We start from the raw sequence: 15,768 nt of genomic DNA on the forward strand, positions 1-15,768 counted from the left end.
GCGGGCTGCGTATACTACGCTTTTCACCCGGAGAGTCAAGCGTTTATTTCGCTTTCCTCTCGCTGACCCGGCGGCTTGTCAGTCGTTGTTCCCGGTCAGTGGAGGCGCATTATAGGGAGTTCTCGGCAGGCCGCAACCCCTATTTTCAATATTTTTTCCGACCGTTGAATGTTTAACCAAAACGCCGTTAAAGCGGCAGTTTTTTCAACGATTTAAAGCCGTAGCCCTGCAAAACGGGCAATAAAGCATCAGTATCTTCATTTAACGCCATGCAATACGCCAGATTCTCTTCCTGGCTCGAAACCAGATTTTCCTGCGTAGAGATGAGCCAGGCGGTGCGACGGGCTATCGCCGCACCGGAATCCACCAGCCGGGTGCCTTCCGGCAACACCTGCATCAGCTCTTCAGCTAACAGAGGGAAATGGGTGCAGCCCAGCACGACCGTATCCGGCGGCTCGCGCATGCTCAGCCACGGATGCAGGATCTTCTTCAGCACCGGCAGCGGCACTGCTTCGCCATGCAGCTTGGCTTCCGCCAGCTCCACCAGTTCTGAAGAGCCCAGCAGTTCAATCTTGCAGTCGGTGGCGAAACGGGAAATCAGTTCGTGGGTGTAGCTGCGCTGTACGGTGCCGCGGGTCGCCAACAGGCCGACAATGCCGTTAACGGTAAGACGGGCCGCCGGTTTGATGGCGGGCACCACGCCCACGACCGGGAAACTGAAACGCTCGCGCAGGGCCGGCAAGGAAACAGTGCTGGCGGTATTGCAGGCAATGACGACAATCGCCAGAGGATGACGCTGCTGCACCGCGCCAACTATCTCCAGCACGCGCTCAACGATAAACTCTTCGGACTTCTCGCCGTAGGGGAACGCCACGTTGTCGAAAGCGTATATATAGTGGAGATCCGGCAGCAACTGCCGAATCTCCTGATATACCGACAACCCGCCGACGCCGGAATCGAAAACCAGCACCGTCGGGCGAGGTGTGGCGGTACTGTTAGAAGGTATAGCTTCCAGTGAGGTAGTATTCTCTTCCTGGAGTAGCGTAGCCATAGGCCGTCTCATAATCTTTATCAAACAGGTTGGCAATTCTACCACGAACTGTCAGATGAGATGTGACCGGATACGAAACTGCGAGATCCCACAGGCTCACGCCGCCAAGTTTAACCGTACGGGTAGTGTAGCCGCTGTAATCACCGTCGTAGCGCTCTCCAAGATACTGATAGGTCACCGCCCAGTCAAAGTCGTACAGCTGCCAGTCCAGTTCATACTTCACCTGTTGTTTGGCACGACGCAACAGCACTTCGTTGGTCTTGGCGTTGCGGGGATCGACATAGTCATAACCAATCTGATGCGTCAGCGGGCCGGTATCAAAAGACGCCGTCGCTTCAACACCTTTAATCCTTGCCTGATTAACATTGTAATAGGCTGAACCTGAACCGCTTGATGCATAGCTGATCAGATTATCTATATCATTGCGATAACCGGTGACGCGCCAGGTGACCGGGCCAGTCAGCCCCTCAAAGCCCCCTTCCCACTGTTTGCTTTCTTCCGGTTTCAAATCCGCGTTGCCGCCAAAGCTGCCGTACTGCTGCCCCAAATTCGGCGCTTTAAACGCAGTACCATAAGACGCGATGGCGCGATAGCCCTCAACAAATTCCCAAGCCACGCTGGTTTGCCAAGTGCCATGCCAACCAAACTGCGAGTTATCGTCACCGCGCACCGCGCCTTCTAAGGTAAAGGCATCCACTTGTTGCTGCGCCGTCAGATAAAGTCCGGTATTACGTTGGCTCTTGCTCTCAGTGATGTAAGCCGTACCCGGCTCGATTTTCTGATTCTGCCAATCGACACCCGTACTGATATGGCCTTGAGCAACCTGGAACGTATTACCCCACTGCACATTGTATTGCGTGGAGTCATCCAAGGTTGCAGACGCAGAATAAGGGCCGTATTTGGGATCGTAGTTATAGTCTTTGGTATGGCTATAGCTCGCGATCAACTGCGTAGCATAGATGCCGTCCTGATAGCGCAGACCGCTATCCCAGCTTTGGCTATAGAGTTGGCGAGTGTCAGGCAACGCATCCGAATGCGCCGGATCCGAATAACTGTAGTTACCGTCATAGGCCGTGCGATTGTCATAACCATAACCGCGAACAAAGCCGCTGAACGCCTCATTGAACTTGTGTTCAATGCCGCCATACAGAGATTTGCTCATAAAGCCGTCGCGGTCAGGCTGTGCAGGATTGCCGAAGCTATCCGGCAAGTTCGCTACAACATTATACCCTTTAGTATAGGTGTAGTTCCCCGCCACCGTCGCCACGGTGCTGTCGTCTAACTGCTGTTGGGTCGACGCGTCATAGGATTGATAGCCGTTGGAGCCGACGCCGGCTGAGAGCGTGGTGCCGTTCTTTTCACGGGTGGTAATGATGTTGACTACGCCGCCGATGGCGTCGGAACCGTATACCGCCGAGCGCGGGCCGCGGATGTATTCGACTTTCTGCACCAACGAAATCGGGATTTGGCTAAGGTCAGAAGAGCCGCTGACGCCCGCCTGATTAAGGCGAATGCCGTCAATTAGCACCAGCACGTGGCTGGAGTTGGTGCCGCGAATAAACAGCGAACTTTGCTGCCCCAGGCCGCCATTCTGCGCAATGTCCACGCCCGGCAAACGGCGCATCACGTCGGTCAGGCTCTTGGCCTGCCAGCGATCGATATCGTTGCGAGTGACGATGGTGGTCGGCGCCAGCACGGAAGAAACCGGCTGCGGGAATCGGTTGGCGGTAACCACCAGGTTATCACCATTCGTGGCTGTGGTGTTGTCTTGCGCCCATCCAGAAAAAGCCGTGACGGAAGAGACCACCGCCAGCAGCGTATTTTTTGTAATTGTCATGAGAAAAGCATCCAAACTTAATTGGCGGATGCCGCAGGATCATGGCCGGTAGTTCGCGACGGCCACGGACATTGCGACGTAACACCGGCAGGTCTTCGGGCTTGGGATTTGCGGGCCGCAGGGCGCGACCGGCAACGGGCGATGACTTCCCATCCTGCAGTGGACAGTGTCTGCGTCGAAACGCTATCGCCGTGACTTCCCCTTACCGCTGCGCGTCAGCTCCGGATTCACACCGGATTCCCTTTTCACTCGCTGCTTGAGGCCGGACGGCAATGCTACGATCAATGCAAATAGATGTCTAGACTGCCATTAATGTTACAAATAATAAACGCGACAAAACTGGACTTCACGGGCTGATTCCCTACAATCCCCGCTGATCAAATTTGCCTGACGAGAAGAAACACATGACGCCCGAGAATTTGCCTATTGAACGTTACGATGACCAACTGGCGGAGAAAGTCACCCGCCTGAAGAGGTTGATGTCACCGTTCGCGGCGCCCGAGCCGGAAGTGTTCCGCTCGCCAGTCGACCACTACCGCATGCGCGCCGAATTCCGCATCTGGCACGACGCGGAAGACATGTATCACATCATGTTCGATCAGCAGACCAAGCAGCGTATTCGCGTCGATCAGTTTCCGGCGGCCAGCGAGCTGATCAATCGCCTGATGACCGCCCTGATCGCCGCGCTGAAACCCGAGCCGATCCTGCGCCACAAGCTGTTCCAGATAGATTATCTGTCGACGCGAAGCGGCAAAATCATCGCTTCGCTGCTGTATCACCGCAAGCTGGATGACGTTTGGCAACGGCGCGCCGAGCAGTTGCGCGACGAGCTGCGCGCGCAGGGTTTCGACCTGCAGCTGATCGGCCGAGCATCGAAGACCAAGATCATGCTCGACCAAGATTATGTTGACGAAGTGCTGCCGGTCGCCGGCCGCGACATGATTTATCGCCAGGTGGAAAACAGTTTCACTCAGCCCAACGCGGCCATGAACGTGCAGATGCTGGAGTGGGCATTGGCGGTCACCGCCGGTTCCAAAGGCGATTTGCTGGAGCTGTACTGCGGCAACGGCAACTTCTCGCTGGCGCTGGCGCGCAATTTCGAGCGCGTGCTGGCGACCGAGATCGCCAAACCGTCGGTGGCGGCGGCGCAGTACAACATCGCCGCCAACCATATCGACAACGTGCAGATCATCCGCATGGCGGCGGAAGACTTCACTCAGGCGATGAACGGAGTACGCGAATTCAACCGGTTGAAAGGCATCGATCTGAGCGGCTACAACTGCGAGACGATTTTCGTCGATCCGCCGCGCAGCGGGCTGGACGATGAAACGGTGAAGATGGTGCAGGCTTACCCGCGCATTCTGTATATTTCGTGCAATCCGGAAACGTTGTGCGCCAACCTGGAAACGCTGCAGGCCACCCACCGGGTCAGCCGTCTGGCGCTGTTCGATCAGTTCCCTTATACCCATCACATGGAATGCGGCGTGTTGCTGGAAAAGCACCGCTGATATGACAGGGGCGCCATGATGGCGCCCCGTTTCATTACGATTCTTGAGTCGGCGCATCCGGCGCCTTGCGCGCCTTCAGTTTGACCCCAATCCACAGCACCAGCGCCACGCAAAGCACCGACGGCAGGAAGTTGGAGCCGATCTGCGGGTACTCGGCGCGCACGATGGCGCTGTACAACAGCACCCCCAGCAAGAAACAGGCCGCCGCCAGCTTCGGCATGCCGTCCGGCATGGCGCGGTTCAGGTAACGCTGATGCAGGCAGTACACCGCCAGCACCAACGCGATCAGCGGGAAGATCGAAAACGGCACCACCGAGCTGAACAGCGCAGCAAAGGAACCGTTGATCGAAAGGCCGGCAATCAACGCCAGCAGTAAGGTGCCATTTTCACGGCCTGGTTTTTCCATCATTTTTTACCTTTTTTATACGTGGGACACAGAAGCTTTTTCTTGTTCGCGACGATACCAGTAATACGCCCCTTTGGAGATCATCCGCAGTTGCAGCACCAGCCGTTCTTCCAGCTGCTGCCGCTGCTCGACGTCGATATCCAGCGCTTCCGCGCCGGCGCTGAACACGATGGTGACCATCGCTTCGGCCTGCGCTTCGGTAAAGCTGCGCGGCATGTGATTTTCCAACTCGAGGTAGTCCGCCAGTTCGGCGATGAAATGCTGGATCTCGCGCGCCACCGCCGCACGGAATGCCGCCGACGTGCCGGAGCGCTCGCGCAGCAGCAGGCGGAAGGCGTTCGGGTTGTTACCGATAAATTCCATAAAGGTGGACACCGAGGTGCGGATCACGCTGCCGCCCTTGGCGATGCGTTGGCGCGCCTGGCGCATCAACTGACGCAGCATCAGACCGCTTTCGTCCACCATGGTCAGCCCCAACTCGTCCACATCGCGGAAATGGCGATAAAACGACGTGGGTGCGATGCCCGCCTCGCGTGAAACTTCCCGCAGGCTCAGACTGGCGAAGCTGCGTTCGGCGCTCAGCTGGCTGAAAGCGGCTTCGATCAGGGAACGACGAGTCCGTTCTTTTTGTTGTGCTCTGACGCCCATATGCATATCCGGATAGGTTCCATTTTCTCAGTCTAACGCCCTAGACTCGGCAATATAGCAAATTTTATTGCAACAGCATTTATACTAACGCGCTCTATCACACTTCCGCCCTGAGCCGATTGTGCTTTGACTCAAAAAGCCTAATGGTGATTGGGTGAGCAGCGCTATGATGTTAAGATACCGTTGTAATCTTGTATAAAAAAACAGGTCTCTCCTACATGCAACAGCACTATCAATTTGATGCCATTGTGATTGGCTCGGGCCCTGGTGGTGAAGGTGCCGCCATGGGGCTGGTGAAACAAGGCGCCCGCGTGGCCGTTATCGAACGGTACAATAACGTAGGCGGCGGATGTACTCATTGGGGCACCATCCCCTCCAAAGCCCTCCGCCACGCCGTCAGCCGCATTATCGAATTCAACCAGAACCCGCTTTACAACAACTCGCGCACGCTCAGCGCGACCTTCCCTGACATTTTACGCCACGCCGATAACGTCATCAGCCAGCAGACCCGAATGCGCCAAGGGTTCTATGAGCGGAACCAGTGCAAACTGTTCGCCGGCGACGCGCGCTTCATCGACGCCAACACCGTCAGCGTCAGCTACATGGACGGCACCCAGGACACCATCCGCGCCGATCACATCGTGATCGCCTGCGGCTCGCGCCCTTACCATCCGGCCAGCGTCGATTTCAACCATCCGCGCATCTACGACAGCGATTCCATTCTCGAGCTGAGCCATGAGCCGCGCCACGTGATCATTTACGGCGCCGGGGTGATCGGCTGCGAGTATGCGTCCATCTTCCGCGGCCTGAACGTCAAGGTCGATCTGATCAACACCCGCGATCGTCTGCTGGCGTTCCTCGATCAGGAGATGTCGGATTCACTCTCTTACCACTTCTGGAACAACGGCGTGGTGATCCGCCACAACGAAGAATTCGAGAAGATCGAAGGCACCGAAGACGGCGTGATCGTGCACCTGAAGTCCGGCAAGAAGGTGAAAGCGGACTGCCTGCTGTACGCCAACGGCCGTACCGGCAACACCGATTCGCTGGGGTTGGAGAACGTCGGCCTGGAGTCGGACAGCCGCGGGTTGCTGAAAGTGAACAGCATGTATCAAACCGCGCTGTCGCACATTTATGCGGTCGGTGACGTGATCGGCTATCCGAGCCTGGCTTCCGCCGCCTACGATCAGGGCCGCATCGCCGCGCAAGCGATCGCCTCCGGCGAAGCCAGCGGTCACTTAATCGAAGATATCCCGACCGGCATCTACACCATTCCGGAAATCAGCTCTGTCGGCAAAACCGAGCAGGAACTGACCGCGATGAAGGTGCCGTATGAAGTGGGCCGCGCCCAGTTCAAGCATCTGGCGCGCGCGCAGATCGCCGGGATGAACGTCGGCAGCCTGAAGATCCTGTTCCATCGCGACACCCTGCAGATCCTCGGGATCCACTGCTTCGGCGAGCGTGCGGCGGAGATCATCCACATCGGCCAGGCGATCATGGAACAGAAAGGTGAAGGCAATACTATCGAGTATTTCGTTAATACGACCTTCAACTATCCGACCATGGCCGAAGCCTACCGGGTGGCGGCGCTAAACGGCTTAAACCGCCTGTTTTAACGCGCTGTCGATGTAGCCCTGCATGTGTTCGCGGATCGCCTCGGCCAGTTGCTCATAACGGCTGCGCAAAGGGGAGCCGGGGCGGTACACCAGCGCGATGGTGCGCTTCGGCTCCGGCTTGTAGCAATCCAGATAGCAGACGCCGTCGCGTTCGCGCTGCGGCGGTACCGCCAGTGACGGCAGCAGGGTAATGCCGCTGCCGGCCGCGACCATATTGCGCAGCGTTTCCAGACTGGTGGCGCGGAAGTGGGTATCTTCGTCCGCGCCCGCCTGGAAGCAGAAGCCCATCGCCTGATCGCGCAGGCAGTGGCCATCCTCCAGCATCAGCAGTTTCTCACCCGCCAAATCCGGCATCGGCACGCGCTCGCGCTGCGCCCACGGGTGATCGGAGTACACCGCCAGCTTCATCGGTTCATCGAACAAAGGCACTTCGATAAACGCCTCGGTTTCCTTCACCAATGCCAGAATGGCGCAGTCCAGTTTGCCGCTGTCGAGTTGCGCCAGCAGCTGATGGGTTTGCGCTTCGTGCAGGTACATTTCCAGTTTCGGGAACGTTTTGTGCAGCGTCGGGATGATCTGCGGCAGCAGATAAGGCCCCACGGTCGGGATCAGGCCGATGTGCAACGGTCCGGACATGGCTTCGCCCTGCTGGCTGGCCATCTCCTTCAATACTTTCACTTCTCGCAGCACGGTGCGCGCCTGCTCCACCAGCAACAGACCTGCCTGAGTGAACAGCACCTTGCGGCTGGTGCGTTCGAGCAGCATGACGCCCAACTCGTCTTCCAGCTTGCGGATCTGTCCGCTCAGCGTGGGTTGGCTTACATGGCATGAATCGGCCGCGCGGCGGAAGTGCCGGTGCTCGGCCAAGGCGACCAGATACTCTAAATCACGAATATTCATTGTTTCCCTCCATTCCATGATAGCTCATGGCGATAGATAAGATAGCAATGAGCGATTAGATCTATCAAGCCCCAGCGACAATAATGTGTCCCAACGAAGCGATATCGCGCTAAATGCTAAAAATTATTTTTCCTAATTAAGGGGTTAATCAATGTTTACCAGTCAAGAAGGCAAGAAAGTTCCTCAGGTTACTTTCCACACCCGTCAGGGCGACCAATGGATTGATGTGACCACTGATGACCTGTTCAAAAACAAAACCGTCATTGTTTTCTCGCTGCCGGGCGCGTTCACGCCGACCTGTTCTTCGAGCCACCTGCCGCGCTACAACGAACTGTCCAGCGTATTCAAGCAGCACGGCGTCGACAGCATTCTTTGCGTCTCCGTGAACGACACCTTCGTCATGAACGCCTGGAAAGCCGACCAACATGCGGAAAACATCACCTTCGTGCCGGACGGCAACGGTGAATTCACCAAAGGCATGAACATGCTGGTCGAGAAAGCGGATCTGGGCTTTGGCCCTCGTTCATGGCGCTACTCGATGCTGGTACGCAACGGCGTGGTCGAGAAAATGTTTGTCGAGCCGAACAAGCCGGGCGACCCGTTTGAAGTGTCCGACGCCGACACCATGCTGAAATACCTGGCGCCGGAATTCAAAGTGCAGGAATCGGTCTCCCTGTTCACCAAACCGGGCTGCCCATTCTGCGCCAAAGCCAAGCAGATGCTGCAAGAGCGCGGCATTCAATATGAAGAGATCGTGCTGGGCAAAGACGCCACCACCGTCAGCCTGCGCGCCGTCAGCGGCCGCGCTACGGTGCCGCAGGTATTCATCGGCGGCCGTCACATCGGCGGCAGCGACGATCTGGAAACATTCCTGTCAGCTTAATAAGTAATAACAAAGCCAACGTGAACTTTGGCGGGCTACGGCCCGCCCTTTTTTTACCTTTCAGGAGCGGATATGAAACTGTTGAACGTTGATGTCGCGGTCATCGGCGGCGGCACCGCAGGGCTCGGCGCCTATCGCGCGGCCAAACTGTCTACCCCCAGCGTGGTGATGATTGAAGGCGGGCCTTACGGCACCACCTGTGCGCGCGTTGGCTGCATGCCATCCAAATTATTGATCGCCGCCGCCGAAGCGGTGCATCAAATCGAACGTGCGCCGGGCTTTGGCGTGCACCCAACCGGCAAAACGCGTATCGACGGACGCGAGGTGATGGCGCGCGTCAAACGCGAACGCGATCGTTTCGTCGGCTTCGTGCTGGAAGGCGTGGACGAGATCCCGGCCGCCGACAAAATTCAGGGCTATGCCCGCTTTATCGACGACAACACGCTGCAGGTCGATGACCATACGCGCATCGTGGCGCAGCGCATCGTGATCGCCACCGGCTCTCGCCCCAGCTGGCCGGCGCCGTGGAATGAACTGGGCGATCGCCTGATCGTCAACGACGATCTGTTCAACTGGGATGACTTGCCGCAGTCCGTGGCGGTATTCGGCCCCGGCGTGATCGGGCTGGAGCTGGGGCAAGCGCTGCACCGCCTCGGCGTCGACACCAAAGTCTTCGGCATCGGCGGCGCCGTCGGGCCGCTGACCGACAGCGCCGTGCGCGATTACGCTGCGAAGGCGCTGGGGGAAGAGTTCTACCTCGACGCCGACGTGAAAGTGGAGATGATGCAGCGCGAAGGCGACCGCGTATTTATCCGCTATCAGGATCTGCAGGGCCAGTCGCAGGAGATCCTGGTGGACTACGTGCTGGCCGCCACCGGCCGCCGCCCCAACGTCGACCGGCTGGGTCTCGAAAACACCGGCCTGCAGCTCGACGCTCGAGGCATGCCGCTGGCCGACCGCCTGACGATGCAAACCAGCGTGCCGCATATCTTTATCGCCGGCGACGCCAGCAACCAGCTGCCGCTGTTGCATGAGGCCAGCGATCAGGCGCGCATCGCCGGCGCCAACGCCGGCAGCTTCCCGGAGATCACTCCGGGTCTGCGCCGCAGCGCGATTTCGGTGGTATTCTCCGATCCGCAGATCGCCATGGTCGGCTCGACCTTCCGCGAGCTGAGCGAGAAGTTCAGCGCCTGCGGCTGTTTTGAAGTGGGCAAGGTCTCGTTTGAGAATCAGGGCCGCTCGCGAGTGATGCTGCGCAACAAGGGCGTTCTGCACGTTTACGGCGAGCAAGGCACCGGCCGTTTCCTCGGTGCGGAAATGATCGGTCCGGACGCCGAACACATTGCGCACCTGTTAGCCTGGGCGCACCAACTGCAGATGACCGTCGATCAGATGCTGGACATGCCGTTCTATCATCCGGTGATCGAAGAAGGCTTGCGCACTGCGCTGCGCGACCTGCAGGCGAAGCTCAAACTCGGCACGGCCGAAATCGAGCGCTGTCAGCGCTGTCCGGGCGAATAACGCCCCCTTCTCAGTTCACATCTACCGGGCCTTCAGGCCCGTTTTTTTTGCGCAGCGCTTTCCAGATTTTCCTCCCTCCTCTTGCCTCACGGCCCTCCTGCGCTCATTTTTTATGCTTCGATATTGAGGTGATATCAATAATAATACTAAAATGGAGGCAGCATGAACGAGATCAGGGATGACATCGCTGATTTGCAACAGCGGCAGAACAGCATCAAATTCGCCGAGTTAGCGAAAATCTGCGTGCGATGGTTTGGGCCGCCGCGCATAAACGGTAGCAGCCATCACGTTTATCGCATGCCCTGGCCAGGCGATCCGCGCATCAATATCCAACGCGGCAACAACGGCGCGGCCAAGGCATATCAGGTTAAGCAGGTCATCGCCGCACTGTCCAGAATGGAGGAAGAACATGGAAAAGCATGAACACTATACCTATCGCATCACCTGGTCAGCGCAAGACCGTGAATATGTCGGGCTGTGCGCCGAATTCCCCTCGTTGTCCTGGCTGGCCGCCACGCGTACCGGCGCATTGGAGGGTATCGAGAAAGTGGTGAGCGAAACGATCGCCGACATGCTGGCACAAGGCGAAACGCCGCCGCAGGCTTTGGCGGAGAAAAATTTCAGCGGCAAACTGGTGCTGCGAATGACGCCGGAACAGCATCGCCGGCTGGCGATCGGCGCGATGGAAGAAGGCGTTAGCCTGAACCGTTATCTCTGCGCACGCCTGGCGGGGTAACGGTTCAAGGGCGGCGCCAGGCCGCCCTCGTCGTCAAGCCAAACGCTGTTTCGCTGCGGCGATTGCCGCGGCCACCTGCTGCGGCGCGACGCCGCCTTTGGCCGCACGTTTGTCCAGGCAGGATTGTAACGCCAGGATCGGATAGACGTCATCGCCGATCGTCGCGCTGAACTGCTGCAAATCCGCCAGCGGCAGCGCTTCCAGCGGTTTGCCCTGGCGAATCGCTTCTACCACCGCCTCGCCGACGATGTGGTGCGCTTCGCGGAACGGCACGCCTTTGGCGACCAGGTAGTCCGCCAGCTCAGTGGCGTTGGCATAACCCTGCTCCGCCGCTTCCCGGCAGCGCGGGCGCTTCACCTGAATGCCGTCCAGCACCAGCGCCGCCATCTGCAGGCAGTCCACCCAGGTGTCGAGCGCGTCGAACAGCCCTTCTTTGTCTTCCTGCATGTCTTTGTTATACGCCAGCGGCAGGCCTTTCAGCGTCATCATCATGCCGGTCAGCGCGCCCTGTACGCGGCCACACTTGCCGCGGATCAGCTCCAGCGCGTCCGGGTTTTTCTTCTGCGGCATCAGCGAAGAGCCGGAGGTTACGCGGTCAGACAGCTCGACAAACGCCGCCTCGCCGCTGTTGAAGAAGATCAGATCCTCGGCGAAGCGCGACAGGTGCACCATGCTGATGGCGGCGTTGGACAGCAGCTCCAGCACGTGATCGCGATCGGAGACGCTGTCCAGGCTGTTGCGGGTCGCCGAGGCGAAGCCCAGCCAACCGGCCAGCTGCTCGCGATCGATAGGATACGCGGTGCCGGCCAGCGCACCGCTGCCCAGCGGGCTGACGTCCAGCCGTTTCAGGGTATCCTGCAGACGGCTCTCATCGCGCGCCAGCATCTCGACATAGGCCAGGCACCAGTGCGCAAACGTCACCGGCTGCGCGCGTTGCAGGTGGGTATACCCCGGCATCACCGCATCCTGGTTGGCTTCGGCGGTCTCCACCAGCGCCTGCTGCAGCTGGACGATCGCCTGATGCAGATCGCCGATCTGCTGTTTGCACCACAGCTTCAGATCGGTCGCGACCTGATCGTTGCGGCTGCGGCCGGTGTGCAGCTTCTTGCCCAAATCGCCGACCTTCTCGATCAGCTTCTGCTCCACCCAGCTGTGGATGTCTTCGGCATCGCTTTGCACGATCGCCAAAGGATCGGCCTGGACTTCCGTCAGCAAGGCATTCAGCGCCTGCTCCAGCTGCTGTTGCTCCGTTGCCGTCAACACGTTAACGGTCATCAGCGCCTTCGACCAGGCCACCGAGCCCACGATATCTTGCTCCGCCAGGCGATAATCGAACCGCAGCGAATCGTTGAGTTGCTTGAACCGCTGATCCGCCGCCTGAGTGAACCGTCCGCCCCAAAGTGCCATACCTTTACTCCTGAATTTTTATGCGAAAGGGCGCAGCATGCTGCGCCCTTGCAGAGTCACGCCAATCGGTTATTTATTCTTTTTCTCGTTCAACGCGCGGATGCGTGAAGACAGAGAGAACAGGCGGATAAAGCCGCCCGCGTGGCTGTGATCGTAAACTTCGTCTTCACCGAAGGTGGCGAACTCTTCGGAGTACAGGCTGTTGGCGGATTTTTTCTGGATCGCCGTCACCTGGCCTTTGTACAGCTGCAGCACCACTTCACCGTTCACCTCTTCAGCCAATGCTTCGGCAGAGGCCTGCAGCGAGCGGCGCAGCGGCGCGAACCAGCGGCCGTCGTACACCACATAGGACATCTCCAGGCCCAGCTGCTCGCGCCATTTGAAGCTGTCGCGATCCAGCACCAGCTGCTCGATGGCGCGCAGCGCCGCCACCATGATGGTGCCCCCCGGGGTCTCATAGCAGCCGCGGGATTTGATGCCCACCAGACGGTTTTCCACGATGTCGATACGGCCGACGCCGTGCTTAGCGCCCAGCGCGTTCAGGGTTTCCAGGCACTGGTACGGCGACAGCGCTTTACCGTTAACCGCCACGACGCGGCCTTTCTCGACGGTAACGGTCACCTGCTCAGGCTGGTCCGGCGCTTCCTGCGGATCGACGGTCCATACCCAGCAATCCTTGTTTGGCGCGTTCCACGGGCTTTCCAGCACGCCGCCTTCGGTGGAGATGTGCCAGGCGTTCTCATCGCGGCTGTAGATTTTCTCCAGCGATGCGGTGGTCGGGATATTGCGCTCTTTCAGGTAATCCAGCAGCGCTTCACGGGAACGCAGGTTCCACTCGCGCCACGGCGCTACCACTTTCAGCTGCGGCGCCAGCGCGGTGTAGGTGGTTTCGAAACGCACCTGATCGTTGCCTTTGCCGGTCGCGCCGTGGCACAGCGCGTCTGCACCCACTTTCAACGCCAGCTCGACCTGCGCCTTGGCGATGATTGGCCGCGCCATCGAGGTGCCCAGCAGGTAGCTGCCCTCGTACAGGGCGCCGGTCTGCAGCACCGGATAAACGTAATCGCGGATAAATTCTTCACGCAGATCGACCACGTGACATTCAGAGGCACCGGACTGCAGGGCTTTTTGCTCCACGCCTTCCAGATCGCTGCGCTCCTGGCCGATGTCCGCCACGAACGCCACCACTTCACAGCCGCCGTAGTTCTCTTTCAGCCATGGAATGATGGCCGAGGTATCCAGGCCGCCGGAGTACGCCAGAACGATTTTTTTGATGCCTTGGTTTTGCATGATCTATTCCTTTCTAATTCTAAAATTAAGCGAGGATCCGGGTGCCAATCGACACGCCGTTAAACAAAGCAGGAAGCTGATCGGCATGGCGCCAGCTGGCGATATCCACCGGGCGGCCGAGGGTGCGGGCAGCGTCGAGCGCCGCATTCACCTTCACCACCATACCATCGGTGATGATGCCTTGCGCGATCAGTTGTTCCGCTTTTTGCGCCGTCATTTCCGCAATGCGTTGGCCCTTGCCGTCGAGGATGCCGCTGACGTCCGACAGCAGGATAAGGTCCGCCCCCAGCGTCGCCGCCAGCGCCGTCGCCGCCTGATCGGCGTTCACATTCATTAACTGCCCTTCGGCGGTGATGCCGATGGAGCTGATAACCGGCAGATAGCCGGCGCCCAGCAGGGTATTGAGCAGCGCGGGCGAACCGGGCTGCGCGTTGCCGACGTGGCCCAATGCCGGATCGAGCGGAGTCACGACCGCGCTGCCGCCGTCCGCCAGGCTCAGGCCGACGGCGTTGATTTGGTGTTTAATCGCCCACGCCAGCAGCGTTTTGTTGGCGGTGCCGGCCAGCGCGCCGGTGATGATGTCGATCTGATCGGCCGGCGTGACCCGCAGGCCGTTCTTTTTCACCACCGGCAAAGCGAGCTGCTTCATCAGTTCGTCCACCACGCAACCGCCGCCGTGCACGATCACCAGCGGACGCTGATGCTGCTGCCGGTAGCTGTCCAACGCGGTAAACAGACGCTCCAGCGCTTCTTCACTGTCTAATAACACGCCACCTAACTTGATAATTAACGGGTTCATTGCTGTTTACTCACGCTGGTTTAAAGGAGTGATTGGGTTTCCGGGAAGCCAAAACGGATATTCAGGCATTGCACCGCCTGCGCCGCCGCGCCTTTCAGCAGATTGTCTTCCACCGCCACGGCGATCAGATGCTCGCCCTGCACCGCAAAACCGATGTCGCAGAACGGCAGCCCCACCACCGCTTTCAGCGCCGGCACGCCCTGGTCGTACAGCCGCACCAGCGGCTTGTCGTCATAGGCGGCATGATAGGCGGCCGCGACGTCCTGCGCGGTCACGCCGGCTTTCAGCCGGCAGGTGATGGTTTCAAGGATACCGCGCGGGAAATTGCCCAGGTGCGGCGTAAAGATGACCGGCACGCCAAGGTGCGCGGCGATCTCCGGCTGATGCCGGTGAGTGAAAATACCGTACGGCTGCAGACTCACTTCGCAGAAGCTGGTGGTCATGCTGGCCTTGCGCCCGGCGCCGCTAACGCCGCTGGTGGCGTTGATCACCGGCCACTGATCCAGATTCAGCAGCTGTTTTTCGATCAACGGTTTCAGCGCCAGCTGCGCCGCCGTCGGGTAACAGCCCGGCACCGCGATCAGCTGCGCCTGTTTAATCTTGTCGCTCTGCCACTCCGCCAGGCCGTACACCGCCTGCTCCAGCAGGGCGCCATGCTGATGTTCGAAACCGTAGTACTGGCTATAAAAACCGGCGTCCTGCACGCGAAAGGCGCCGGACAGATCGAACACCACGCAGCCCGCCGCCAGGAAAGCCGGTGCGATATCGTGGCTGACTTCATGGGCGGTGGCGAGGAACACCACGTCGATGCCTTGCGCCGCCTTGGCGACGTCGGTCAACGGCTGCAGCGGCAGATCGACGATGCCTTTCAACTGGGGATGGAGATCGGAAAGCAACTTTCCTGCATCTGCACTTTGCGCTGAAACCGCTAAAGCGGTTATGTTCATGTGTGGGTGGCGATTCAGGTAAGCCGTGAGCTCCGCTCCGGCGTAACCGCTGGCACCAACGATCAGCGTATTCAACATGTGGCCTTTCACCTTCTAAACTGACGTGCGGTCGCTTGCGACCCAGGTAACAGGGCTAGCCAGCGTTGTTGCGCCGTTCACCCACGGAGCCAGGCGTTGATGCTTTTATAAACATCCGGGCATCGGGTTCCCTTACGCTTC

Annotated in this window: 15 protein-coding genes and 1 riboswitch; of the genes, 6 read left to right on the top strand and 9 right to left on the bottom strand. The window is 59.0% G+C overall.

The genetic code is table 11. The annotated features are described in order from the left end of the window. Positions 1 to 187: 187 nt before the first annotated feature. Positions 188 to 1,051 carry a glutamate racemase gene (murI, locus tag IMX17_RS22605; RefSeq protein ID WP_025921004.1) on the bottom strand — a complete coding sequence of 288 codons (864 nt, stop codon included), beginning with the start codon at positions 1,049 to 1,051 and terminating at the stop codon, positions 188 to 190. Further along, positions 996 to 2,888: a TonB-dependent vitamin B12 receptor BtuB gene (btuB, locus tag IMX17_RS22610; RefSeq protein ID WP_193550246.1), complete on the bottom strand. Its 1,893-nt coding sequence runs from the start codon at positions 2,886 to 2,888 to the stop codon at positions 996 to 998. The genes murI and btuB overlap by 56 nt, the downstream gene beginning before the upstream one ends. 68 nt (positions 2,889 to 2,956) lie before the next feature. After that, positions 2,957 to 3,170, bottom strand: a riboswitch (cobalamin riboswitch). Positions 3,171 to 3,292: 122 nt separating this feature from the next. Here btuB and trmA point away from each other — a divergent pair. Further along, positions 3,293 to 4,396 (top strand): tRNA (uridine(54)-C5)-methyltransferase TrmA, encoded by a 1,104-nt coding sequence (gene trmA, locus IMX17_RS22615; protein WP_046897403.1) that lies wholly within the window; start codon positions 3,293 to 3,295, stop codon positions 4,394 to 4,396. Positions 4,397 to 4,430: 34 nt separating this feature from the next. On the opposite strand, the gene IMX17_RS22620 is transcribed toward trmA, so the two are convergent. Then, complete coding sequence (locus tag IMX17_RS22620; protein ID WP_046897402.1) at positions 4,431 to 4,802, bottom strand: YijD family membrane protein; 372 nt, start codon at positions 4,800 to 4,802, stop codon at positions 4,431 to 4,433. Positions 4,803 to 4,817: 15 nt separating this feature from the next. After that, the gene (gene fabR, locus IMX17_RS22625) at positions 4,818 to 5,450 is read right to left on the bottom strand and encodes an HTH-type transcriptional repressor FabR (RefSeq protein ID WP_004931044.1); all 633 of its coding nucleotides are present in this window, start codon (positions 5,448 to 5,450) and stop codon (positions 4,818 to 4,820) included. A 218-nt stretch (positions 5,451 to 5,668) separates the two neighbouring features. Here fabR and sthA point away from each other — a divergent pair, with 218 nt between their 5' ends. Beyond that, positions 5,669 to 7,066, top strand: coding sequence for a Si-specific NAD(P)(+) transhydrogenase (gene sthA, locus IMX17_RS22630; RefSeq protein ID WP_004931047.1), 1,398 nt, complete (start codon positions 5,669 to 5,671; stop codon positions 7,064 to 7,066). Here the strand turns inward: sthA and oxyR are convergent. Then, positions 7,049 to 7,966, bottom strand: a complete 918-nt coding sequence (oxyR, locus tag IMX17_RS22635) for a DNA-binding transcriptional regulator OxyR (protein WP_033652202.1) — start codon at positions 7,964 to 7,966, stop codon at positions 7,049 to 7,051. The genes sthA and oxyR overlap by 18 nt on opposite strands. A gap of 151 nt (positions 7,967 to 8,117) precedes the next feature. Here oxyR and IMX17_RS22640 point away from each other — a divergent pair, with 151 nt between their 5' ends. From IMX17_RS22640 to IMX17_RS22655, 4 genes are all read left to right on the top strand, one after another. Then, the gene (locus IMX17_RS22640) at positions 8,118 to 8,849 is read left to right on the top strand and encodes a glutathione peroxidase (protein WP_015379403.1); all 732 of its coding nucleotides are present in this window, start codon (positions 8,118 to 8,120) and stop codon (positions 8,847 to 8,849) included. A gap of 72 nt (positions 8,850 to 8,921) precedes the next feature. Beyond that, positions 8,922 to 10,370: a dihydrolipoyl dehydrogenase gene (locus IMX17_RS22645; RefSeq protein WP_193550247.1), complete on the top strand. Its 1,449-nt coding sequence runs from the start codon at positions 8,922 to 8,924 to the stop codon at positions 10,368 to 10,370. Positions 10,371 to 10,532: 162 nt separating this feature from the next. Beyond that, a complete protein-coding gene (locus tag IMX17_RS22650; RefSeq protein ID WP_046897400.1) occupies positions 10,533 to 10,793 on the top strand; it encodes a toxin HicA in 261 nt (86 codons plus the stop codon). Next, positions 10,780 to 11,106, top strand: a complete 327-nt coding sequence (locus IMX17_RS22655) for a type II toxin-antitoxin system HicB family antitoxin (protein WP_033652204.1) — start codon at positions 10,780 to 10,782, stop codon at positions 11,104 to 11,106. Before IMX17_RS22650 ends, IMX17_RS22655 begins: the two co-directional genes overlap by 14 nt. Before the next feature lie 33 nt (positions 11,107 to 11,139). Here the strand turns inward: IMX17_RS22655 and argH are convergent, their stop codons facing one another. From argH to argC, 4 genes are all read right to left on the bottom strand, one after another. Beyond that, complete coding sequence (argH, locus tag IMX17_RS22660; protein WP_046897399.1) at positions 11,140 to 12,513, bottom strand: argininosuccinate lyase; 1,374 nt, start codon at positions 12,511 to 12,513, stop codon at positions 11,140 to 11,142. A 69-nt stretch (positions 12,514 to 12,582) separates the two neighbouring features. Continuing rightward, positions 12,583 to 13,803, bottom strand: a complete 1,221-nt coding sequence (locus IMX17_RS22665) for an argininosuccinate synthase (RefSeq protein WP_046897398.1) — start codon at positions 13,801 to 13,803, stop codon at positions 12,583 to 12,585. A gap of 25 nt (positions 13,804 to 13,828) precedes the next feature. Continuing rightward, the gene (gene argB / locus IMX17_RS22670) at positions 13,829 to 14,602 is read right to left on the bottom strand and encodes an acetylglutamate kinase (protein WP_016929723.1); all 774 of its coding nucleotides are present in this window, start codon (positions 14,600 to 14,602) and stop codon (positions 13,829 to 13,831) included. Between the two features lie 20 nt (positions 14,603 to 14,622). Next, positions 14,623 to 15,627, bottom strand: coding sequence for an N-acetyl-gamma-glutamyl-phosphate reductase (gene argC, locus IMX17_RS22675; protein ID WP_025304655.1), 1,005 nt, complete (start codon positions 15,625 to 15,627; stop codon positions 14,623 to 14,625). Positions 15,628 to 15,768 lie beyond the last annotated feature (141 nt).

The organism is Serratia sp. X3 (assembly GCF_014982455.1).
GTDB lineage: Bacteria > Pseudomonadota > Gammaproteobacteria > Enterobacterales > Enterobacteriaceae > Serratia > Serratia ureilytica.